Origin of the sequence: Granulicella sp. L46 (assembly GCF_009765785.1) — a bacterium.
Classification (GTDB): Bacteria; Acidobacteriota; Terriglobia; order Terriglobales; family Acidobacteriaceae; genus Granulicella.
The window spans coordinates 52,716-73,743 of record NZ_LMUT01000012.1 but is presented as its reverse complement, the minus strand read 5'-3'; the positions used below and the strand labels follow the sequence as shown (position 1 = coordinate 73,743).

21 protein-coding genes and 1 pseudogene are annotated in these 21,028 nt (G+C 54.9%); 11 read left to right on the top strand and 11 right to left on the bottom strand.

Annotation, left to right across the window (positions count from 1 at the left end):
• The first annotated feature begins 461 nt into the window (after positions 1-461).
• On the top strand, positions 462-944 hold the full coding sequence (locus GSQ80_RS09565; protein ID WP_158787438.1) for a DUF4440 domain-containing protein: 483 nt from the start codon (positions 462-464) through the stop codon (positions 942-944).
• Positions 945-1,084: 140 nt separating this feature from the next.
• Here GSQ80_RS09565 and GSQ80_RS09560 read toward each other — a convergent pair whose 3' ends face one another.
• Entirely contained in the window at positions 1,085-1,279 is a 195-nt protein-coding gene (locus GSQ80_RS09560; protein ID WP_158787437.1) for a hypothetical protein, read from the bottom strand.
• A 781-nt stretch (positions 1,280-2,060) separates the two neighbouring features.
• On the opposite strand from GSQ80_RS09560, the gene GSQ80_RS09555 reads away from it, so the two are divergent.
• The 3 genes from GSQ80_RS09555 (at position 2,061) to GSQ80_RS09545 (ending at position 4,423) form a co-directional block, all read left to right on the top strand.
• Positions 2,061-2,867: an SDR family oxidoreductase gene (locus tag GSQ80_RS09555; protein ID WP_158787436.1), complete on the top strand. Its 807-nt coding sequence runs from the start codon at positions 2,061-2,063 to the stop codon at positions 2,865-2,867.
• 91 nt (positions 2,868-2,958) lie between these two features.
• On the top strand, positions 2,959-3,594 hold the full coding sequence (locus GSQ80_RS09550; protein ID WP_254059554.1) for a TetR/AcrR family transcriptional regulator: 636 nt from the start codon (positions 2,959-2,961) through the stop codon (positions 3,592-3,594).
• 379 nt (positions 3,595-3,973) lie between these two features.
• Positions 3,974-4,423: a DUF4826 family protein gene (locus GSQ80_RS09545; protein ID WP_158787435.1), complete on the top strand. Its 450-nt coding sequence runs from the start codon at positions 3,974-3,976 to the stop codon at positions 4,421-4,423.
• Positions 4,424-4,728: 305 nt separating this feature from the next.
• On the opposite strand, the gene GSQ80_RS09540 is transcribed toward GSQ80_RS09545, so the two are convergent.
• From GSQ80_RS09540 to GSQ80_RS09530, 3 genes are all read right to left on the bottom strand, one after another.
• Positions 4,729-6,393, bottom strand: a complete 1,665-nt coding sequence (locus tag GSQ80_RS09540) for an alpha-amylase family protein (RefSeq protein WP_158787434.1) — start codon at positions 6,391-6,393, stop codon at positions 4,729-4,731.
• A 437-nt stretch (positions 6,394-6,830) separates the two neighbouring features.
• Positions 6,831-7,388, bottom strand: a complete 558-nt coding sequence (locus tag GSQ80_RS09535; RefSeq protein ID WP_158787433.1) for an NADPH-dependent F420 reductase — start codon at positions 7,386-7,388, stop codon at positions 6,831-6,833.
• A 30-nt stretch (positions 7,389-7,418) separates the two neighbouring features.
• The gene (locus GSQ80_RS09530; RefSeq protein ID WP_158787432.1) at positions 7,419-8,291 is read right to left on the bottom strand and encodes an SDR family oxidoreductase; all 873 of its coding nucleotides are present in this window, start codon (positions 8,289-8,291) and stop codon (positions 7,419-7,421) included.
• A 209-nt stretch (positions 8,292-8,500) separates the two neighbouring features.
• Here GSQ80_RS09530 and GSQ80_RS09525 point away from each other — a divergent pair, with 209 nt between their 5' ends.
• Entirely contained in the window at positions 8,501-9,313 is an 813-nt protein-coding gene (locus GSQ80_RS09525; RefSeq protein ID WP_216850248.1) for an oxidoreductase, read from the top strand.
• A gap of 78 nt (positions 9,314-9,391) precedes the next feature.
• Here GSQ80_RS09525 and GSQ80_RS09520 read toward each other — a convergent pair whose 3' ends face one another.
• The 3 genes from GSQ80_RS09520 to GSQ80_RS09510 form a co-directional block, all read right to left on the bottom strand.
• Entirely contained in the window at positions 9,392-10,000 is a 609-nt protein-coding gene (locus tag GSQ80_RS09520; protein WP_158787431.1) for a TetR/AcrR family transcriptional regulator, read from the bottom strand.
• A 146-nt stretch (positions 10,001-10,146) separates the two neighbouring features.
• Positions 10,147-10,653: a hypothetical protein gene (locus GSQ80_RS09515; RefSeq protein ID WP_158787430.1), complete on the bottom strand. Its 507-nt coding sequence runs from the start codon at positions 10,651-10,653 to the stop codon at positions 10,147-10,149.
• Between the two features lie 908 nt (positions 10,654-11,561).
• The gene (locus GSQ80_RS09510) at positions 11,562-12,509 is read right to left on the bottom strand and encodes a hypothetical protein (protein WP_158787429.1); all 948 of its coding nucleotides are present in this window, start codon (positions 12,507-12,509) and stop codon (positions 11,562-11,564) included.
• 421 nt (positions 12,510-12,930) lie between these two features.
• Between GSQ80_RS09510 and GSQ80_RS09505 the strand changes: the two genes are divergently transcribed.
• From GSQ80_RS09505 to GSQ80_RS09495, 3 genes and pseudogenes are all read left to right on the top strand, one after another.
• A complete protein-coding gene (locus tag GSQ80_RS09505; RefSeq protein WP_158787428.1) occupies positions 12,931-13,572 on the top strand; it encodes a DUF4239 domain-containing protein in 642 nt (213 codons plus the stop codon).
• 142 nt (positions 13,573-13,714) lie between these two features.
• Complete coding sequence (locus GSQ80_RS09500; protein WP_158787427.1) at positions 13,715-13,900, top strand: hypothetical protein; 186 nt, start codon at positions 13,715-13,717, stop codon at positions 13,898-13,900.
• A 287-nt stretch (positions 13,901-14,187) separates the two neighbouring features.
• Positions 14,188-14,373 (top strand): annotated as a pseudogene (locus GSQ80_RS09495) (integrase core domain-containing protein); the annotation flags it as partial.
• Positions 14,374-14,569: 196 nt separating this feature from the next.
• On the opposite strand, the gene GSQ80_RS09490 reads toward GSQ80_RS09495, so the two are convergent.
• The 3 genes from GSQ80_RS09490 to GSQ80_RS09480 are packed head-to-tail and all read right to left on the bottom strand — an operon-like array spanning position 14,570 to position 18,313.
• Entirely contained in the window at positions 14,570-16,444 is a 1,875-nt protein-coding gene (locus GSQ80_RS09490) for a hybrid sensor histidine kinase/response regulator (protein ID WP_158787426.1), read from the bottom strand.
• On the bottom strand, positions 16,429-16,851 hold the full coding sequence (locus GSQ80_RS09485; RefSeq protein ID WP_158787425.1) for a response regulator: 423 nt from the start codon (positions 16,849-16,851) through the stop codon (positions 16,429-16,431). The genes GSQ80_RS09490 and GSQ80_RS09485 overlap by 16 nt, the downstream gene beginning before the upstream one ends.
• Positions 16,811-18,313 carry a CHASE3 domain-containing protein gene (locus GSQ80_RS09480; protein WP_158787424.1) on the bottom strand — a complete coding sequence of 501 codons (1,503 nt, stop codon included), beginning with the start codon at positions 18,311-18,313 and terminating at the stop codon, positions 16,811-16,813. Before GSQ80_RS09480 ends, GSQ80_RS09485 begins: the two co-directional genes overlap by 41 nt.
• A gap of 28 nt (positions 18,314-18,341) precedes the next feature.
• On the opposite strand from GSQ80_RS09480, the gene GSQ80_RS09475 reads away from it, so the two are divergent.
• The 3 genes from GSQ80_RS09475 to GSQ80_RS09465 are packed head-to-tail and all read left to right on the top strand — an operon-like array spanning position 18,342 to position 19,859.
• On the top strand, positions 18,342-19,064 hold the full coding sequence (locus tag GSQ80_RS09475; protein ID WP_158787423.1) for an inorganic diphosphatase: 723 nt from the start codon (positions 18,342-18,344) through the stop codon (positions 19,062-19,064).
• Positions 19,065-19,076: 12 nt separating this feature from the next.
• Entirely contained in the window at positions 19,077-19,421 is a 345-nt protein-coding gene (locus GSQ80_RS09470) for a DUF3147 family protein (protein WP_216850246.1), read from the top strand.
• A gap of 3 nt (positions 19,422-19,424) precedes the next feature.
• Positions 19,425-19,859, top strand: a complete 435-nt coding sequence (locus GSQ80_RS09465) for a hypothetical protein (RefSeq protein WP_158787422.1) — start codon at positions 19,425-19,427, stop codon at positions 19,857-19,859.
• Positions 19,860-19,980: 121 nt separating this feature from the next.
• Here the strand turns inward: GSQ80_RS09465 and GSQ80_RS09460 are convergent, their stop codons facing one another.
• A complete protein-coding gene (locus GSQ80_RS09460; protein WP_158787421.1) occupies positions 19,981-20,655 on the bottom strand; it encodes an HAD family hydrolase in 675 nt (224 codons plus the stop codon).
• Positions 20,656-21,028 lie beyond the last annotated feature (373 nt).

Here is a 21,028-nt window from a genome sequence, read left to right as displayed (position 1 = left end):
TTTTCGGCGACTCGGCCCAAAGTTGCCGATAACCCGACTTTTGGGGAACCCGGAGACATAGCTCTCCAGAGCGCAACGAGCACATTGGCCGTTCGGCGGCAACTAAAATCGATTCTGATAGGCGGCACAATTCGGTTCATTCAATGATTCCACAAGACCGTGGCTGAGACGCCGAAGGGAGGCCGGAACAAGCGCAGCCTCGATGCGGAAGCTTAGGGATTGATGATCATTGGCTGCAACTTACGGCGCTTCTGCACCGTCTTCTGGCTAGCAATGCTCAATTCCGCAGGCAGAGCTTTCCTTATCGTACTTCTAGCCCCCGTGCTTTGCATTGGAATCGTAGTCATGTTTGTCGCCGCGCTGTGCGACTTCTGTGCTTCTCGCCTCAGAGTGCGATTTCAAGATTCTGGGCCACAGATCGATCGACCACTGTGACCGGTTGGAGATAAACTCAGAACGAAATGGCATCCCGCATTCTTCTCGCTGGTATCGTTTGGCTCATGCCTGCCTTCGCAGCGGGACAGACCGATACCGGCCAGCGAAAAGACGTCGCGTCAATCCATGAACTCATTGCGCAGTACGTGAAAGCAGTAGATACCGTCGACCTGAATCTCCTCTCGCAAATCTGGTGGCAGTCGCCCGAGGTCTCGTTCGTGTATCCACTCGGCGAGGAGCACGGCTTCGAAGCCATCGAGAAACAAGTTTTTCAGAAGATAATGGACGGTATGTTTTCGACTCGTAATCTCGAGATACGCGCCGTAGAAGTCCACGTTAATGGAAATGCGGGCTGGTCGGAGTTTCACTGGACCTTTCATGCGACGATGCGCAAAGACGGTTCGGCAGTGACCACGCGCGGCGTCGAAACCCAGGTGTATCGCAAAGAATCCGGAAAATGGCGGCTGGTCCATGTCCACTATTCCGAGGATCGCCAGCCTGTCCCTTAAGGACGGTCCGCAGTTGCACTTTCCTTGCCTGAAACTCGATCTGCACAAGAGCATATCTAACAAGCTGGCGAGCTGCGCAAGGCCTCTAAAGCTACCGAGCCGACCCACCGCGAGGGTTAGGAAAGGGGGTTCCCCCCTTGCTAGCTGCCGCCCTTGCCGGAGTCGGATGGATTGGGGATGCCAGGCCCTACTTCGTCGATGGCCTCGACCACGCTGTCATCGGTCGTGGGGCGGCCATCGCGGTCACTCTCCGCACCGAGGGAGCTTTCGCTGCCGGCTGGAGCTGTGAGATCGATTTTGTGTTCCTGATTATCTTTTTTCTGAGTTGCAGTCATGATGTTCTCCTAATCGCTTTGTGACATAGGATGCAGCCACGGAACGCGCCCGTGAGCGGATTTGCGGAACATTTTCCCGGACCGGTATGTAACGCAGCCCGGCCTGACAGATGGAATTTCCGAAGTTGCCGAAAACCCGACTTTTCAGGAAGTTCGACGGACAGAAGTTCAGGCAAGGCAAGAGAGGTTCGAGTTTGCCGTTACAGAATGCTTTCGGTTAACGCACGCTCCCAGAGTTGTGCATCAGTCAGTGTTGTCTGAACAAGTTCAATCGGTTGGCCTCCATCCTCGACAACCGCTACCCGAAATCCTGGGATTGGTTCATAAGGGCCGAGTAAGATGTTGTAGCCTGTGCTCGCCCTCTCCAGGTCATCGACCTTCAAAGCAACATGGGGAAGGGTCTGGAGAAGAGGGTGCAGCTGTGAGCCCGGCTCAAAGCGGTGCCACTGAATTCGGAGACTTTTACAATGACTATCGCTGGTGTACATCCCGAACATCTGGCTGTAGCGCTCCCGCGGCCTCTTTTCTGATGTGGGTATCCCCATGTGATGGAAAGTGCAGCTGACACCGTTGATCTGCATTCTGTGTCCCCCTAACTAGATATATCAAACGACATACTTAGGGAGGAAGTTGCCGAACGGGAACGGACTAGAAAGAGCTATGCACAATGAGTTGCCCTGGAGTCCTGAGAAGAAAAGATAGAAAGTCTGAATCTATAGACCGACTGGTCTACTCATATGCATGTGCCTCAAGAAGCACAGGTCCAAAAAAGGAGAACACCATGTCCAATAACAAAGGCGCCGCCCTCATTACAGGCGCTTCCACAGGAATCGGCGCCGTTTACGCCGACCGGCTCGCCAAGCGTGGCTATGATCTTATTCTCGTCGCGCGAAGCAAAGACAAGCTGGACGAAGTTGCAAAGTCGATCCAGTCCACCACTGGCCGTAAGGCTGAAACGCTGCAAGCCGACCTCTCCGTCGCCGCTGACGTCAAGCGCGTTGCAGACCGTCTCGCTACCGACACGGCCATCACCGCGTTCGTGAACAACGCAGGCATCGCCTCGGCCAGCAAGTTGCTGGCGTCCGACCCGGATTACCTCGATCAAATCATCCAGATCAATGTCACCGCCTTCACCCGCCTCGCAATTGCTGCAGCAACCAGCTTCGCAAAGCGGTCCAGCGGTCTCATCATCAACATCGGTTCCATCGTGGCGCTGGCACCCGAGCTCCTGAATGGTTCTTACAGCGGTAGCAAGGCGTACGTGCAGAACTTCAGCACCTCACTCAAGAACGAGCTGGCGGACAAAGGTGTCACCGTGCAAGTAGTGTTGCCCGGAGCAACCGCGACGTCGCTGTGGGAGAAGTCTGGCGTGAACGTTCATACTGACTTTCCTCCAGAGTGGGTGATGACCACCGACAACATGGTCGACGCGTCGCTCGCCGGTCTGGACCAAGGTGAGTTCGTCACGGTCCCTTCGCTGCCCAACGCTGCGGACTTTGCTACCTACGAGAAGGCCCGTTTGGCGCTTGCTCCAAACCTCTCGCGCAGAGATCCAGCTCCCCGATACGGCGTAGGGGTGCAGAAGTAAGGCAGCGACCGCGTTGCAGCAAGTACGATATGGATGTTGGCCTCCACGCGCGGGCGTGGGGGCTGCGTACTCCGATCAGAAGGAATGGGCAATGATGGCTTCCAAAGAAAAAGTCGCGTTGAAGAGCCCGTTCGGCACAAAGATGACTTCTTCGTCGACGCGCGATCGCCTGATCGAGGTTGGGCTCGAGCTCATGCGCAAGCATGGCTATGGCGCTACCGGGCTTCAGGAGATTCTGCACGCCGCTGGTGTGCCCAAGGGCTCCTTCTATCATCACTTCGGCAGCAAGGAAGAGTTCACCGCTGCAGTGATCGAGCGCTACTTCACGCTCGAAGCAAAGCACGTGGACACGGTTCTCAACAATACGCGTCAGGCGCCGCTCAAACGGCTGCGACGCTACTTCGAAGAATTGATCCAGATGGCTGGCCAGTCGGCTCCGATTGCCGGCTGCCTGCTCGGAAGCCTTAGCCTGGAGGTTGCTGACGCAAGCCCATTGCTGCAGAGTTGCCTCAGTTTCAGCTTTACGCATTGGCAGGCTGCGATTGCCTCAGTGCTTCGCGAGGCCGTGGAAAAAGGCGAGTTGCCACAATCGACGAAGTTTGAATCGCTTGCGGGCTTCCTGCTCAATAGCTGGGAGGGAGCTCTGCTCCGTTCTCAGGCCGACGAGAATGACGCCCCGCTAAAGGATTTTCTTCGCTTCGTATTTGACGACTTGCTCGCGAAGTGAACGAGTTGGGCAGATGCGTCAACGCCTGTCCTGGCCAGCCCTATAAGCAGCTTCCCGGAAGTTGCAGGCACACTTTAACGAGATATTCCGAGGGCAACTCGTGAAGCGCCTGGATTTTCTCCGACCACCATCGAGGCCCTTTAGAACAATCTTGTGCGGGTCTAAGCCTCGACCCGAAAGCATCGTGTCATCCGACGAGAACAGGTCAGTGCACTTGTTCAGGGCTTTCGCGATCGAGGTTCCCCGGAAACGGCGATTTGGCTAAGTTCATTCGCCCGTACGGGCATTGGCGAACTTAGCCAAAACCCGACTTTGCAGGCAGCTGCGGAAAGGACGCCTATGCCGGCCATATTTCCGGCCTTGCAGCGATAATCTGTTCATGGAGATTCTAGACTGGGACGATCCGAATGTAGACGCACACTGGTACGGCGAACGTCGTCTAGCTGTCACCAAATACCTTGCCCAAGAGTCGGTGGTTCACGGTGAGGTCGGCGCTTGGCCTGCTTGGCACGTCGCCCCTTATGTGTCGATCTGGGCTGTCGAGAGTCTGCGAGCTCCTGGCTACGTCGGTTGGTGGGCGATCTCCGGCGATCTTCCGACAGACTACCTTTCGGCAGCAAGCGTAACGCACCCTCGAAAAGCCTTGCTGGCCTTCGCCGAAACGTGGAAGGAGGTCGCAGAGCACATGCGGAAGGGAGTGCCCCATCCCCATATACGCATCGCAACCGTTGAGCCGAACCCGGAGCTGGCGGCTCTACTTGAAAGCCGTTCCAATGTCCTTCGTCAATTCGCCGACGATGATTCTGTATGGGGCGCTGAATACGACTAGCTGAAGCGACTTGCGATGGAATTGGGCGCGTATTCAATCCGTGCCAAAAGGTATTTCCCGGAAAACGGTGCCGGCTCAACCGGTCGATGCAACACTACATCTAAACAGCTGATCCACGAATGCTTACGCTGAAGAATTATCTATTTGACCTATTCGGCCAAAGCTAGCCAGGGTGAGGCTCCGGCCTGATCTAACCCTATCCAGCGTCTTTAGCTTTTGTTTTCAATGAGTGTGGGTCTGAGCTGAGTGTTGCATCGACCCATTGAGACCACCCGACTTTCAGAAATCAAGTGAACGCTCACGTCTCAAGCATCATCCCGTTTCAGTAGATAGTCCAAACCGCAGACGCGAAACCAACGATATCCATAGGGCTCCATCACGATAGCATGCTTGCCTTTCTTGTTCGGTTCGCTGTGATCGTTCGAGAGCAGATTTACCAGCACGCAACTCTCGCCATCATGTTCCAGGGTCATCCGTATTTCCGTTGGAGTTCCCTCGAGGTTATGCACGCATACGACCGCGTTGTTACGCCACTCGTAGTGCATGGCGAGGACTTTTTCAGTCCCTGTGCTCACGAACCGAAAGTCGCCCCATCCGATCTCCGGCACCTCTTTCCGCATACGGATCATGCGCTCCATCCAATTGAGCAGTGAGTTCGGATCACGGCGCTGATCGGCCGCGTTCACATGATGGAAGCCATACGGGCCGTGGTCGATGACGGGAAGAATCGGGTGTTCGCTTTCGGTGAATCCCGCATTCGGCTCCGTGGACCACTGCATGGGCGTACGCGCGCAGTTTCTTTCTGGAAGGCGCAGGTCGTCTCCCATGCCAATCTCATCGCCGTAGCGAATGACAGGCGTCCCGGGAAGCGTAAGAATGAGGCTGTAGGCCAGCTCCAGGCGTCTTCTGTCGCCGCCGAGCATGGGCGCAAGCCTTCGTCGTATTCCACGTTTGTAGAGCTGCATTTCCGGCTCAGGGCCAAAGGCGTCGAAGACGGTTTGCCTCTGCTGCGGTTCGAGCCGCCCAAGATCGAGCTCGTCATGGTTGCGCAGGAACTGTCCCCACTGCGCGGTAGCCGGCCGTGGCCTGGTGTCCTTCATGGCCTTGACAAGCGGTCGGGCGTCGGCGCTCGCCAGGGCATAGAAGAGATGCTGGTTGACGTCGAAGTTAAACATCATTTGAAGTCGCTCGCCAGCCTTGCCAAAGTAGTTCAGGTCGGTTCCGGGCAGGACGTTGGCCTCAGCCAGAATGATGGCCTCGCCCTCGCGCCAGGTGAGAAACTGGCTGAATTCACGGAGCATGTCGTAGTGCTCCACGGGCTTCTGGCCTGCGTCCGCACCCTTAGCCGAAATTACGAACGGGACGGCGTCCATGCGAAATCCGGAGACGCCCAACTGCAGCCAGAAGCCCATGATCTTGAGAATCTCGGCCTGTACCTCGGGGTTTGCGGTGTTGAGATCGGGCTGAAAGTCATAAAAGCGATGAAAGTAATATTCCCCGGCGACTGCGTCCTTATCCCACGTTGAGCGCTGCACCCCCGGGAAGACGATCCCTTTCGCAGCGTCCTTTGGCTTCTTCTTCGACCAGACATACCAGTCACGGTATTTTGATTTTGGATCGCGGCGAGCGGACTGGAACCACGGGTGCTGGTCCGAGGTGTGGTTCACCACAAGGTCGATCAGGACGCGCATGCCGCGCTGCTGGCAGCCGTGGGTGAATTCGACGAAGTCACCCATAGTTCCATAGCGCTGATCGACGCCGTAGTAGTCGGCAACATCGTATCCGTCATCGCGTCCCGGTGAAGGCTGAAAGGGCATGAGCCAAATGGCGGTAACGCCCAGTCCTTGCAGGTAATCAAGTCGTCGCATGATGCCCTGAAAATCTCCGATCCCATCACCGTTGGTGTCCAGGTAGGTGGCCACGGAGACACAGTAAATCATTGCATTTTTGTACCAAAGGTCATTGATCATGCGTGTCCCTCACCCACTCAGATGCTTGGTGAACCGTGATCTGTCTCGTACATTTCAACAACTTGGTCCGGTAGAGACGGCGGGGAGCTTCGAAGTTGCCGAAAACCTGGGCGGTCTCAACGGGTCTCCCCACGGCTCCCGGCCCGTGTAGCGCGGATTGAGCATGCACTTGCAGTTGCAGCAAATCTTTCCCGCAAACCGCAGCCCGTCATTGACGCGTGTTCACCGCCCATCCACATTTTACGAGGAATAAATAGCGAATATTGCTGGCTGATCATTACTGGATTGTGGAAACCCCTGGTCCACCGGGACCACCGTCGAGAGTGTAAGAGGTTACCCAACCCCCGCTGCACACACCATTGGAATCGAGCGGGGACTCGAAGGCTCGATAATCGATTACATCTCCCAGCGGTACCCATGGAGTCCAAGGGGTGTCGTTATTGTTCATATCGCGCACGTACTGTAGTGGTCTGCAGTCGAAAACACCGCCGGGAACTAGTTCGTGTTGGTATGCATATATCTTCACTGGGTTCGGGTGAATTTCCCGTACCGTCCACGATCTGCCTTGCGCTCCAGCCGGCGCTGAAGTCCGAGATCCAGGCCATCGGAACAGAGTTGAAGGCCTTGACGATCTTCGCCCCCGGCGCATGGTCCGCGATGATCTCGCTCGAAGTGCGGCCCGAGATATCGCCGAGGCTGAACGGGCTCATACTCGCAATGCGATTCGTCGCATCGACCAGGACGCGGCCCTTCCAGTCGGGAACGGCAGCCAGAGCCGCTTCAACTTGCGGCCACATGACAGCAAGCACAACGATATCCTTCTCTGCGGCTTGTTGAGGCGTTCCTGCTTCCGCACCAGAACCCAGTTCCTGAACAAGCTTGGTAAGAAACTCTGGCCCCATGGTGTTGCTCAGGAGCACTCGATGGCCGAGAGGCAAGACGTGCTTCGAAATGGTCTGGGCGACACTCCCAGCCCCGATGAAGCCGATTCGCATACTTTTCTCCTTCGCTTTCCGAACGGACAATCAGTCAGTGATGTAGTGATTGCGGAAGAAACCCGCAGGAGAGGTTGGTTTGCGGCCTAGAAGGGTTTCCAGATCGTCAGTTTCCTCCGCCCACTCACCGGTATTCATCCCATGTACCCAACCTTTTGCGAAGTCCACCACAAATGCGGGCCAGCCTTCGGAAGATTTGATCCGGGTATATTCCTCCTCTGAAACAGCCTTGTACGGGACCCTCTTGTCTGTGACTTCAGACAGAATGCTCGCAATGTCCGCGAAGCTGATAGCGGGGTTTCCTGTCAGGCGATAGGTTTTACCCTCATGTCCACTGCCAGCCAGGATCGCAGCGTGCGCCGCTCCCAGATCATCACGAGTCGCCGCCGTGAATTTACCGTCACCAGCGGGAACGAGCACGCCGGTTTCGTGTGCCCTTTGCCCAATATAGAAGTGAATGTTGTCGAGAAAGGGCGGATGTTCTGCGAACGTGTAGGCAAGCCCAGATGAGAGGATCCTGTCCTTGGTGAAGATGTCTTCTGCCGTGATCTCTTTCATCGTGAAGGTTGAGGTTGGCTTGCGCATGATTGGCATGGCGACCAGATGCTTCACTCCAGCTTTAACCGCCGCGTCGATGGCATTGGCATGAGCGGTATTGCGATCAGTGAATGCATGTGTGGCTGTCAACATGAGCTTGTCGATACCAACGAAAGCGCGGTCGAGTGACTCCGGGTCGAGATAGTCGCCCTGGCGCAGCTCAATACCTTTGGCCGCTAAATCTTCAGCTTTCGACAGATCCCGAACTAGACCGACCAACTGATCGGCTGATTTTTGCTCAAGCAGGTGAAGAAGCACGTGTCTGCCGACGACGCCGCTCGCGCCGGTCACTAGTATTTTGCCCAATGTTGTAATCCCTTCTCATTGGAATCGACTACGTTCCGTATCTATCGGTTCAGATGTAATAACAGCGGCCGGAGATTCAAAAGTCAGTTGACGTTTTGTGAGTCATAGATCGCGTCAACCTCCGCCGCCCCTTGTTGTAGCCGAAACCTATAAATTCTGAATCTGAATGAATCGCTTTATATCTGAATCGTAAGGTTCAGATGTTATGAATGCAAGGTCTACAAGCTGCGTTACTAAGGAGAAAGGAAAGTATGTCGAATTCAGCTATTGATCTATCCAAAGAGTTCGCGGGTCGCCGCGCTCTTATCACTGGAGGCTCCCGAGGAATCGGTGCCGCCATCGCCCAGCGTCTTCTTGATGGCGGCGCTAAGGTCGCGGTCGTTGCGCGCAATCGTCACGAGCAGACTCCCGCAGGTGCCACGTTCATCAAGGGCGACATCCTTACTCTGGAAGGATGCAAACAACTCGTCGAAGAGTCCATCAAGGCGCTCGGCGGCCTGGACATTCTGGTCAACAATGCGGCCGAAGCGAAGCTGGTGTTGCCGAATTCCGAAGCCATCTCGGATGAGCTTTGGCAGCGGACCATCGCGTCGAACCTTCTTTCAGTAGTTCGGGTTACCAATGCAGCGTTGCCAGCGTTGAAGGAATCAACTCAGGGTTCCATTCTGAACATCTCTTCCGGCAGCGATCTCCCTGGCAACGGGCCTCTGGTTCATTACGGCGCAAGCAAGGCTGCGATGAACTACTACACGAAGGCTATGGCGAAAGAACTGGGCGCTGCTCACAAGATTCGTGTGAACATCGTTACTCCTGGTGGCGTCGAAACGCCGGGTGGTGACATCATCCGTAACGAACTCATGGCCGCGATGGGCGCTCCACCGGAAGCCGCTGCTCAGATGGTTCCGCTGGGACGCCTTGGTATTCCTTCAGATATCGCCGAAGCGTCGGTCTTTCTGCTTTCACCACGCGCCATTTGGATCACGGGGCAGAACTTCCATGTCAACGGCGGTTTCTCTTTCTAACCGAAATGCGTTGAAAAAGGTTCACGCTCCCAATCGATGTGGGCGTGAACCTTTTGATCGTTCGCTTGCATTGTGGGTCTAGTAGCCCATGAACCCAAGCGCGGTATCCACAACTTTGGTCATCTCTGCTTTAGTCGCACCGCTTGCCCCTTGAATACACAGTCCCTGGAGAAGCGTTCCGACATAACGCGCTAGAGCTGCCGCGTCCACCTTGGCTCCAAGTTCTCCCGTCCGTTTGGCCTGCTCGAAACGCTTCTTTGCCAAAGATTCGCCTTGCTTCCTGCCTTGTAGCATCCACCGCTTGATCGGCTCAGCTTCATCCCCCACTGCAAGCGCGGCATTGAGCGAAAGGCAGCCCTTCGGATTACCCGAGGTCGACAAAAAATCAACGGTGCCACGCAAGGACGATTCGATGATCTCCCGAACGGTCGGCTTCTGCAGAGCCGCCCCCATGAACGCTTGGTACGTACTGACATAGCGCTCAAAAGCCTTCTTGAAAAGCTCTTCCTTGTTTCCGAAAGCCACCCACATGCTGGAGCGGTTGATCCGCATGGCATCCGTCAAATCTTTGAGCGTAGCTCCTTCGTAGCCCTTCTCCCAAAAAACACGCATCGCCGCATCCAGCGCTGCCGTCGTGTCGAATCCTCGCGGGCGACCCATCTTCGAAGTGTCGGTGCTTTTCGCCATGCTCTCAATTGATACACATCTGGACCGAAAAGATCAAAAAGCTCGGCGATCTCGAAGCCTAGACGGATTGGTAACAACAAGTCGGCTTAGCGTCAGTAAGGGTTAACCGGCGACAAGAGCGTTTCTCGTTATTTATGACCAGAACGCTAACTGACGCCTTTACAGTCTCCCCCCATGTGCTGTGCGGAAGGACCTGCAGCATAGGCAAGTTCAAGTCCAGGATTCGTAGAAACGGTGTACTCGATCTGCGGGGAAGAACCCAGTCTGGTCTTGATAACCCAGGCCTTGACTTGTCCAGTCGGCAGTGCTTCCTCCCGCTGCCCCTGAACGTCGATGTAGAACATACCCAGGCCGGAATCGTACTGATAGGCGGGCAGCGTAAGTGATGCGCCGGTACTGAGCGGCATCGCTGCAAACGTTTGACCCCAGAGATTGCCGTCCCACACTGGACCGTTCAGGTCGACGCTGATCGTCTGTTTCGTTCCCTTGGCCATCTTCCAGCCCGAGATGTGACGGTCAGTGTAATCCAGATGAACATGTGGGGCTCCGTCGCGGTCGGAATCGAGCCGTATTGGGCGCAGATTATCGCGACGGAGTAGAAGGCTGTCGCGCATGTCGAACTTACCGCTAAAAAGGGTGCTGGTGAACCACAATGGCTAGGGTGTCAATTCCTTCAGACTGCCCACGTGAGATGCTCTGGAAAGTGACTCCGACCGAAGTTTCCGCGCCGTCTTTCACCTCGGTGATTGTGTAGCAGTATTGGCCGGTCGCAAGTTGCCTACCGTCCGGCACCGCTGGTTTGGACGATTGGGCCAACAACCCGGAAGTTGCGCAAATGAACACTGCGGAAAATACAACTCGCACCATGATTCACTCCCTCATTGCATGATAGATGGAAGCCACGCCTTTTGGTCCTCAGAAGTCTGCTTGTCGGAAACGATTCCTGACTTATGAGAAGCGCGTTTCTCGGTACTTATGTCGAGGGACCTAGTGCTATAGTTCCCATATTCATGCCACATGAAGAAGGGGCTCAAATGAACGAGAGTGGCCAAACAGACAAGTTGGGCACCGGTAGGCAAATCGTTGTCTTTCTAAGCGCGACCCTTGTCCTGAGTGCGCCTTGGTGGGTGCTGCTTGCGAAGTATAAGATGCAGCGTCATTGGCCGCTCGTGCTGGGCCTGATGTGTTCCCCAGGACTGGCAGGTCTCTTGACGTCACTGGTATGCGGTGTTCCGATGCGCCGATTTGGCCCTGTGGCCGAAGTGGAAGTGGCCTGCTGTCCTCTGTGGATGCCTTACTTCACAAGCATCGAAGAGGCGAATGCGTGCATTAGAACGGGTGATGAGCCACGCATGGAAGGGGGACAATTGCGTAGGCCCAGAGAGGTTGCCGGATAGGCAGCGAAGTCGGTGATGGATACCTCTCAGATGTTTCCATCTAGCAGCGTCCTCACCACAGCGCCGTCAGAGGTCGACGTTCACTTGTCGCCACCGTCGGGAACATACATCTTGCGCGGAGACGAAAGGCCGGTGGAGGGGGCCGTAAAAGGCGGTGGTTTTTGCTAACGACTAAATGGCAGCAGCGGTCCCCAGTTGAGCCGGCGGAGGACAATCTCCACTGGGTGTCCGCTGCGTTGACCTTCGATCGTGAGGGTTTTGCCTTGGAGGCTGTAGTTGGCGATGATGGGTGAGGAATCTTGGCCGAGGGTCAGCCCCGTTATGTTGAGCGAGTGCTTGTCGCGGCTGGCGGTGTAACTGCCGAGCGACTTTTCGAGGCCCGACTGGTAACCGCATTGCATAAAGATGTCGAAGTACATTTTTCGATCTGGGGCGCCTGGAATGACTTGACCGCCCATAATGATGCGATCTACTCCCCATGTGCCCGCACCGTTGATTTGACGGGTTCCGACGAGGTCAGCGATCTGTGCCATGGCGCGATTGGCCGGCATCATGCCGATGAACCAGAAGCACCCCATGGTGACTACCGGGACAAGCACGGAGGCGACGGTTGCGGCGATTTGAATTCGACCGTTTAGAAAAGGACGGGGCGCGGGTAACAGCACCTTGAGGAAGGAGCGATACCGCTGGAAATCGCAGGCCACGAGAAATAGATTCATCGACAGCAGAAGGCAACTGATGACCTTGGTATCGTGCCATAAGTCGAGTGCGAAGTTCATCAGGACGACATTGAGCATGACGGGAAGAAGGAGAAGCGCGCCTAGCCGCCAGGTTCGCCGGCTGAGCAAGAGCAAACCTGGGATAGTTTCGAAGACTCCCAGCAGAAACTGGAACCAGGGCTCGTAGCCGAGGAATGCCCAGGCGAGCATCCTCCCCGACACCTGACTCATTGGTTGGGCGTAGCTCCACGCGGAAACCTGAAACTGGATGTTGGTGAGCTTGGAGATTCCGTAGATGAGAATACCCAAGCCCAGCAAATATCTTGCGATGGTGATGAACACCGTGAGCACGCGGGAGTTGCGAGACGCAGGATGTGCTTCGGAAAGCGGCAAAGGTCCCTCTATGCAGTGCGTTGCGTGTAGATCACAGCAAGAGTACTGGCAACCATTGGAACTGGCAACAGAAATCCACTTCCGGCGAAACGCCGGGGTTATCGGAAACTTGGCCTTTCTTGAACCTGGCAATAGCGGTGTTTGAAAATCTGAGTTGGGGATTGTGGCATGAAGAACGGCTGGGCGGTAAGATGGGACCGCATGGCTAGATCATCCCAAGCCATCTATGCATTCAGTAGGACTTCCGCGGCCATCACGCCCATGCAGCGTTGAGCGGTCCGCCGATCGGCGGTACTATGCTCAGCCTCGCCCAGAACGTCGCTTACCTCCTCGTAACCTGTCTGCTCTCGCTGGGGTTCACCTTGACGCTCAACCGCCTATGGCCTCGCGAAAAGCGCCCTGACCAAAACGATTTGATTGGTTGGCAATTAACATTCTCGGGACGACCTATGCGGTCATCCTGGGATTCATGTTGTACGCCGTATGGAACGAGTTTGGTGCCGCAACGCTTAACGCAGAGCTGGAGGCCAGCTCACTTCGCAATGTTTACCGTCTGGCCAGCGGCCTGCCCTCAGAGCAGAGAAAAGAACTAGAGTCAGAAACGAGCGCATACGCTGCTGCCGTGGTGAACAACGATTGGCCGGCTATGGCACAGGGGCGACTTCCCAATGCGAGCCACGAAATCAACGAGCGGATGTGGGTCACACTTATGTCCGTAAAGGGGAGCTCAACGTCGGAAAATACGGCGGAAGACCATGCGATCTCCGAGCTGAGCGCGATGACAACCTATAGACGCACTCGGTTGGTTCAAAGTACGCATCGACTTCCCGCGATCCTTTGGTGTGTGTTGCTGGTGGGGGGCCTGCTAACGTTGTTGTCTGTCAACATATTCAATACTGTAAGCCCGAGACTGCATCTGTTCCAGGTTTTCTCTTTTACGTTGCTCATTACCTTGGTGATGCTTGCGATCGCAGACGTAAATAGGCGTTTTATGGGCTGGGTTCACGTCAGTAATTATGCCTTTGTGCGCGCGCAGGACACTATGAATAGCCGCGGAGACTAAAAGCAGAGAAATTCGGCTGTGATGGGCGGTCCGGTGACTGTGGTGGTTTGCAATAACGGAGAAAGGCATTTCAGCGTACACTCAGTGTTTCCCATCAAAACGGTAATAGTGCTGTCGCGGATGGGCGCACCACGAGGTTCATATGCGCTCTGAAGTAATCTTTCGCGCAAGCGAAGCCATCGATAACAAATACCAACTCTGTCAAACGGTGTCGAAGGCTACTAGACGTCTCCATATTGGGACCCACAGCATGAACGAGACCATCAACAATGCTTTCTTGAGAATCGCTGCGGATGAGTACCTTCCTATCATCCCCGAAGCCGCCTAGTGTGTACGATGCAGTGACGGAAAGATTTGAAGTAGCGCGCTGACAAACCGGCCGTTCTACGAAGAGCGTGCCAAAAACTCCCATTGGGTCTGTCGAGCGTGCCAGCTGAGCTCGAGACGATTCAAAGTTGATTTGACGCACTAAATCTAAACCTTGAGGTCTAAGCTACAGCAGTGCGGGCGAATCGCACAGGAAGTCAGACCGCTCTCGGTGCCCAGTCCGGATGTTGCTGGCGAATGCGACGGAGTAGTTCAGCAGGATGCAGAGGCTTCGCCAGGAGATTGGCGATGAAGGGAGTGCCGGAACACCTTCGTTCGGACAATGGGCCGGAGTTCGTCGCGAAAGACCTACAGAAATGGCTGGCCAAAACAGGAGCAAAGACGTTCCTGAACGGTGAGATCTTCTACTCGATGAAAGAACTGCCCGTGCTGGCCGAACGCTGGCGCGTCCACTACAACACCGTCCGACCACACGGTTGGCCGCTGCCGTAATACCTCGAAGTTGGTATGAGTGCGCGGCGACTGAATGAAGCCCCGGGGTCATGCGGGGACGCAGGCCCTTTCTTCCAGAGCTCGTCAAGAAGGCTATGACTTCGATCTCCATGCGTTGGCACCGAAGCCTGGGCCGCTTCCCGAATGCAGATAGAGAGGTCGAAATAATCGCACGGGCTTATCGAGCCACCGCATTGAACGGGAGAAAAACACTGAAGACAGTTCCCCTGCGACCTAGGCGTTGACTGCTCCGGAGCAGTAGCCTACCTTGATGCCGTTGAATAATCTCCTGACTTATCCAGAGCCCAAGCCCAGTTCCTCCGATGCCCTTGGTCGTGAAGAACGCGTCGAACACTTTGGAGACCGTTTCTGATGCCATTCCAGGGCCATCATCGGCCACCGTGATACTTATTCCAGTTCGTCCGCTTCGCCAGTCGCGCCTCTCATGGCATCGCACCAGCAGACGCCCGCCTTCGGAATGCATGGCATCAAGTGCGTTGCTTATCAAGTTATTTAATACTTGACGAATCTCGCCCTCGAAGCAGAAGACAGTCCGTAGGCAACGCAATTGTTTTTCCGTCTTGATACGGGAATTTGTCAAACGGCTGTTGTGAAGTGCCAAAATGCTTTCAATCAGGGCGTGTGAATTCATTTCCGTCGGGTTGGTGGATTGCTTATGAAACCTCAACGTCTGGTTGGTGATTGCCGACACACGTTGCAGTTCGATATCTGCAGCGGCCAAGTATTCTCGAACGTCTTGTGGCGATTGGCTCATCTCAGCAAGGTAGAGAAGGTTTGTGACTGATTCGAGGGGATTATTGATCTCATGGGCGATGCTTGATGCCAACCGACCAACGGCTGCTAGTTTCTCATTCTGAATGAGAGCCTTTTCAGCTAATTTTCGATCGGTAATGTCGACGTTTATCCCGATAAGTCGCGTGACGGTTCCATCAGGGCTGAAGACTGATTTTCCCCACGCGTCTAACCAGTGTGTCGAGCCGTCTGGCCATATCACGCGGAATTGAGACCGATATTCTCCCCTGCCTTCGATTGCTGGAATCAAATCGTTCCTCACTCTGGCTCGATCTTCCGCATGGAGATACGAAAAGATTTTGTCGACGTGGGACATTTCGTAGGTCGACCGACCATACGTCCACTCGGTCCCACCGTCCCAGATGAAATCACCGGTTGCGAGCTCCCACTCCCACGACGCGATCCGACCCGCGGCCTGCGCTAGAAGGAGCCGGTCGGCGATTGTTTTGAAAGCCTCTTCGCTTTGTTTCTTGTCAGTAACGTCCTCGACGATGGCAAACATGCTGGCGGAAGCTAGACCGATTCCGACAACACGCCCCTTGGAGCGAATCCAGCGAACTCCATCAGGACGAATAACGCGATATTCGACGTCATACGGCGCGCCCTCTGTCATCGCGCCTGAAAACCGAGACGCTGCCATCTCCCGATCATCCGGATGGAGGAGGGCGCTCCAAAATTCAAGATCACCAACGGCAGAGATCGACCCGAAGATCCTCTGCATTGTTGCATCTGCCGAAAACGTCTTTTCGCGAGGGTCGTAGGACCACATTCCGAGACCCGCACCTTCCATAGCGAGTTGAAGATGCTGTTCGCTACGGCGTAAGGTCGCTTCTGCCTGTCGGCGCCCACTCGCTTCTTTTATCTCGCGCTCGACCGCTGGAATGAGCCGCGTGAGATTCTCTTTGGAGACATAATCTTGTGCGCCAGCACGCATGGAGTCCACTGCGGTCTGTTCAGAGACCGCACCAGACAGCATGATGAAGGGAATATCGAACGCAGAAGTCTTTAAAAGCTGAAGAGCTGCTGGCCCGCTGAAGTTGGGCAGGTTATAGTCGCCCAAAACAATGTCAGGTAACGCTTCGCGTGACAGTGCCTCTTGCATAGCCACTGCATTCTCTACTCTGACAATCGATGGTGACAGACCGTGGCGCCGAAGATGTCGTTCGAGCAGCGCCGCGTCGTCAGGATTGTCTTCGACAAGCAGGATAGTCAGATTTTGACGATCTAGTTTGGCGGACATTCGTTCAGGACAAGCCAATACATACCAAGCTGGCGGGTGGCTTCCGCAAAATCACTAAAATTTACCGGTTTGCGGATATAGCTATTAACACCAAGCTGATAGCTCCGCACCACATCTCGCTCTTCGTCTGAGGAGGTCAGCACGACAACGGGCAGCATTCGCGTCTCGTTGCATTCACGAATTCGCTTCAGAACCTCGAGGCCATCCAATTTCGGTAGTTTGAGGTCGAGCAAGACCACCTGCGGCTTAATGGCGTCTGGTCCGCAGAGTAGCTGGACAGCTTCTTCGCCGTCACGGGCCACTCGGATATCATTCGCCATATTGGACTTTTTCAAGGCACGAATGGTGAGAGCTTCGTGATCGGGATCATCTTCGACTAGCAATATCAATTTTGTCTGGTCCGTCATACGTAGTTCCTAGGGTAAACCAAAAAGTTGCTCCCTCTGCTTCTTTAGCGTCCGCCCAAATTTTCCCATGGTGCCGACGCACGACTCGTGCCACTGTGGCTAATCCGATTCCCGACCCCTTAAAGTCCTTGTCTCCGTGAAGGCGATTGAATGCACCAAACAGCTTATCCTTATAATGCATGTCAAATCCAGCCCCGTTATCTCTAACAAACCAAGCGAGTTGTTCTGGATCCCAGCCGAAGTCCACTCTGGATTCCGGCTTCTTTGAGCTAAATTTGACTGCATTGCCGAACAGGTTTTCCAGTGCAACACGGAGAAGTTTTGCATCCGCTTGAACCGTCAAGTCCTTCTCGATCGTGAATTCGATGTTTTGATCCGGATTTTGATCTCTAATTTGACTGGCAACAGTTTCGCTAAGCGCCGTCAGATCGACAACAGCGCGTTCAACATCGGCCCGGGTGATGCGCGAAAGTTGCAGGAGTGAATCGATTAGGCTCCCCATGCGCTGAACGCCAGTTCGGACGCGCAAGATATAGTCTTTGCCTTCGGGGCCCACTACGTCTGCATAATCCTCTTCGAGCGCGAGACTGAACCCGTCGATCGTCCTCAGTGGAGCGCGCAAATCGTGCGATACCGAGTAACTAAAAGCCTCCAGCTCTTTGTTGATCGTTTCTAGTTCGGCCGTCCTTTGCTGCACGCGAAGTTCAAGGCTCTGATTTAAGATCTGGATTTCTTCTGCTTTGCGCTCAACCTCCCGACGGGAGAGAGCCAGGCCATGAGCCGTCTGTTCGGCGGTGAGGCGCAGACTACGCTCTCGGGAAAAATAGCGAAACATAAACAAAATGAGGATTAGGTCTAGGATACTCGCCGCACCAAGGGTGTATCGCACTCTCTTGACTGCGACGTTGGCTGTCCGTATTCGATCGGCAAGTAGGCGTCGCTCCTCATCCTCCATTTGGTTAGCGATCAAACGCATCCGATCCATGTCCGCCTTCCCGGCGTTCATTTCCTCGTCTGTGCGAATTGGGTCTAGCCGGCCGTTCGCAGCATCCCGTATCGCGTGGTTCTGCTCTGAAAGTTCTAGGCGATGCTCCATGAGAAGGCGCATCTCATCCGCCCGACGCTGTTGGCTCGGATTGTCGGAAGTGAGTTGCTTGAACCGATTGAGGCTTGCCGGGAGCTCAGCCTTTGCTTTCTCGTAAGGTTGCAAAAAGTTCTTTTGTCCGGTTAAGAGGTATCCCCGACTCCCGGTCTCGGCGTCCTTTGCGGCACCGATCGTCCGTTCGACTTGGGCAATTACTTCCCACGTGTGGTCCACCCACCTGTGGCTAAGTTCAAGGTCTTGAACAGAATTGAGAGCAACCCATACGTTGCCGACAACAAATAAGATCGCGCAAGCTAGAACAATGGGGATCAGCGTTCGTCTCGACACTGCCACGGAATCTTGATCTATTTCTGACATCTTTCCAACGTATCGCCTTAAAGGAGAAATGACTAATCCGATTTCATGGAATGATCCAGGAACCGTCGAGAAGTATGCTGCTGTAGCTTCGGAGCAACCATTCGAGCTAATTCACAATCCTGTAACACAGAGGTATATCGTGACTCAGTCAAAGAAGAAGAGTGCCGCCGCCAAGGGACTGGCGGATCCAACGAAGTTAAAACCGTTCACGAAGAAGTCAGATGAGAGCACGACCGGGACCGCGGAGGGTGGCGATAAGCTGTTGCAGATCATCATCGAAACGCCTAAGGGTTGTCGGAACAAGTACAGCTTCGATGAGCAGCAGAAGATATTCGTTTTGAAAGCCGCACTGCCTTCGGGGATGTCGTTTCCTTATGACTTTGGCTTTGTGCCGCAGACGCTGGCGGACGATGGAGATCCTTTAGATGTGCTGGTGCTAATGGATGCGCCAGCGTTTCCGGGTTGCGCGCTTATGGGGCGACTGATCGGGGTAATTCAAGGTGAGCAGACTGCGCCGAAAATGGCGCCCGTGAGGAACGACCGGTTGGTTGCGGTGGCCGAGACGACGCATATGTATGCGAAGTTCAAGCGGTTGAAGGACATGCCAAAGCAGGCGCTGAAGGAGATCGAGGAGTTCTTCGTGAACTATCACAAGCTCCAGGGTAAGAAGTACAAGCTGATTGGCATCAAGGGCGAGAAGACAGCGCTGGCATCGATTGCGAAGGCGAGAAAAGCAGCAAGAGCCAAGTAGGAAGATAACGGCATGATCGACCTGATGGTGCGGTTCGTCATTGGCGGCGTGGTTGTGAGCGTGTTTGCCGTGCTGGGCGACCTGTTGAAACCGGAGAGCTTTGGTGGGGTGTTCGCAGCGGCGCCGACGATCGCCCTGGCGACGCTAGTGCTGACGATGCACAAGCATGGAGCAGGATATGTAGCCGTCGAAGGGCGGTCAATGTTAGCTGGGGCGATTGCATTCTTCGTATACGCGAGCGTAGTAAGTTTTGTGTTGATGAGGTATCGGACCAAGACGATGGCGACTACTATCTGGCTGCTGACGGTTTGGTTTGGGACCGCGGCTGGGCTGTGGGCTGTATGGTTGAGGCGGTGACACATGCGAGTAAAGCTTCAAACAGCTTCCCTCCATGAAACCACGGTGATGGAGTATGCGCAGCGGTTTCTCTTCGGCGGCCTGGTTACAGTGGTAGCGACGCTCATTGCGGACAAATGCGGACCCGTGATCGGCGGTCTGTTTCTCGCCTTTCCCGGGATATTTCCAGCGGGTTTGAGTCTGGTGGAGAAACATAAGATCGATCGCGAGGCCGCCGCGGGAAATACGGGTGTGGCTTCAGGGCAAGGCCAGGCGAGTGTGGAGGCTGCAGGCGCTTCCGCAGGGACTTGGGGGCTGGCTGGATTTGCGCTGGTGGTCTGGAAAGAATCGACTTTGCATTCACTGCCTGTGACGCTTGGCTGGGCGTTGCTGGCCTGGGTTACGATGTCGGGGATAGTTTGGTGGGTCCGAGATAAGCATGCTGCGCTAACGAAGTAGAAGTCGTCGCTCGGAACCGTGTTGCATCGGTAAGCATGTTGGTTTCGGCCGCGTCGAGGGCTCGATAATTTGAGGAGATCCTTGAGTTGATCGTGGGAAACGTAGGCGAAGTTTGAGCGTCCTATCGAAGTCCCTCGCGTACGAACGCGCTCTTCTCGAACTGCTCCAGCAGTTCCAATACACTCGCATAGACCTCGACACACCCTGCGTCCCTCAGGTCCATACGCGACCAACCGCCGGTGGACACCCCGATCGTACGTAATCCGGCCAAACCGGCTGCCTCAGCGTCATAAGGCGTATCGCCCAACGCTATACACTTTTTGGCTGGAAGCTTCAGCCGTTTCAGTGCCGCTACAAAGATATCCGGATGGGGCTTAGATCGGTCCGCATCATTGGCCGAAGTCTCCTTCTCCACCAGTTCCTCCATCCCCACGATCCTCTTATAGGCTTGCAACTCGTCTTTATCGGCCGAGCTAGCGAGTGCCACCCGAATTCCCGACGCCTTACCCTTGACCAACAGATCCCTCGCCCCCGGCAACGCCTTCACTTTGGGCAAAAAGTCCTGCTCAAAGATGAACTTGCGATATCGTTTCAAAGCCTCTTCCACCTGCCTCCGCTTCCACCACGGCACATATACCGGAATTAACTCATCCCCACCCTTCCCGATCTGCCGTCGCACATCTTCCTTGTCCAACTGAATGTCCATCGCCGCGAAGGCCTTTTGCCAGGCCTCGGCATGCAGCCAGTTACTCTCCACCAACGTCCCATCTATGTCAGACAAAAGAGCTTCGATCATCGGGTCTCCCAGCCATTAGATGCCGAATTAAGACGCTAAACCAACACACTGGATGCGATGGATATTCGTACGCCGACGAAGTAGGCCTATCGGACGCTTGATATGGCTAGCCGCGACGCAGTCTATGAAGAAAAGCAAAAATCTGTTGTTTAGCGGCAGCTGAGCGTAGCAACTATCTCTGCGAAGCCTCAACTTACTCCAACGCTAGGGGATGCTCCGACTCGACTCCACTGAACGTGCTACCGGGAATCGGCAGCCGGTGTGTCTTTGAAGGTGTTCGATGTGGGCCCGGGCTACGTTGCTGAATTCCCTGAGCGCTTGCACTGGGCCGTGGCAATATTTGCAGCGCATGATCTCCCCCGTTCTGTGAGCG

Excerpts from the sequence above, each read along its gene's own strand:
- GSQ80_RS09565 (WP_158787438.1), top strand. The coding sequence starts at position 462 with ATGGCATCCCGCATTCTTCTCGCTGGTATCGTTTGGCTCATGCCTGCC.
- GSQ80_RS09560 (WP_158787437.1), bottom strand. The coding sequence starts at position 1,279 with ATGACTGCAACTCAGAAAAAAGATAATCAGGAACACAAAATCGATCTC.
- GSQ80_RS09555 (WP_158787436.1), top strand. The coding sequence starts at position 2,061 with ATGTCCAATAACAAAGGCGCCGCCCTCATTACAGGCGCTTCCACAGGA.
- GSQ80_RS09550 (WP_254059554.1), top strand. The coding sequence starts at position 2,959 with ATGATGGCTTCCAAAGAAAAAGTCGCGTTGAAGAGCCCGTTCGGCACA.
- GSQ80_RS09545 (WP_158787435.1), top strand. The coding sequence starts at position 3,974 with ATGGAGATTCTAGACTGGGACGATCCGAATGTAGACGCACACTGGTAC.
- GSQ80_RS09540 (WP_158787434.1), bottom strand. The coding sequence starts at position 6,393 with ATGATCAATGACCTTTGGTACAAAAATGCAATGATTTACTGTGTCTCC.
- GSQ80_RS09535 (WP_158787433.1), bottom strand. The coding sequence starts at position 7,388 with ATGCGAATCGGCTTCATCGGGGCTGGGAGTGTCGCCCAGACCATTTCG.
- GSQ80_RS09525 (WP_216850248.1), top strand. The coding sequence starts at position 8,501 with ATGCAAGGTCTACAAGCTGCGTTACTAAGGAGAAAGGAAAGTATGTCG.
- GSQ80_RS09520 (WP_158787431.1), bottom strand. The coding sequence starts at position 10,000 with ATGGCGAAAAGCACCGACACTTCGAAGATGGGTCGCCCGCGAGGATTC.
- GSQ80_RS09500 (WP_158787427.1), top strand. The coding sequence starts at position 13,715 with ATGCGCTCTGAAGTAATCTTTCGCGCAAGCGAAGCCATCGATAACAAA.
- GSQ80_RS09490 (WP_158787426.1), bottom strand. The coding sequence starts at position 16,444 with ATGTCCGCCAAACTAGATCGTCAAAATCTGACTATCCTGCTTGTCGAA.
- GSQ80_RS09485 (WP_158787425.1), bottom strand. The coding sequence starts at position 16,851 with ATGACGGACCAGACAAAATTGATATTGCTAGTCGAAGATGATCCCGAT.
- GSQ80_RS09480 (WP_158787424.1), bottom strand. The coding sequence starts at position 18,313 with ATGTCAGAAATAGATCAAGATTCCGTGGCAGTGTCGAGACGAACGCTG.
- GSQ80_RS09475 (WP_158787423.1), top strand. The coding sequence starts at position 18,342 with ATGACTAATCCGATTTCATGGAATGATCCAGGAACCGTCGAGAAGTAT.
- GSQ80_RS09470 (WP_216850246.1), top strand. The coding sequence starts at position 19,077 with ATGATCGACCTGATGGTGCGGTTCGTCATTGGCGGCGTGGTTGTGAGC.
- GSQ80_RS09465 (WP_158787422.1), top strand. The coding sequence starts at position 19,425 with ATGCGAGTAAAGCTTCAAACAGCTTCCCTCCATGAAACCACGGTGATG.
- GSQ80_RS09460 (WP_158787421.1), bottom strand. The coding sequence starts at position 20,655 with ATGATCGAAGCTCTTTTGTCTGACATAGATGGGACGTTGGTGGAGAGT.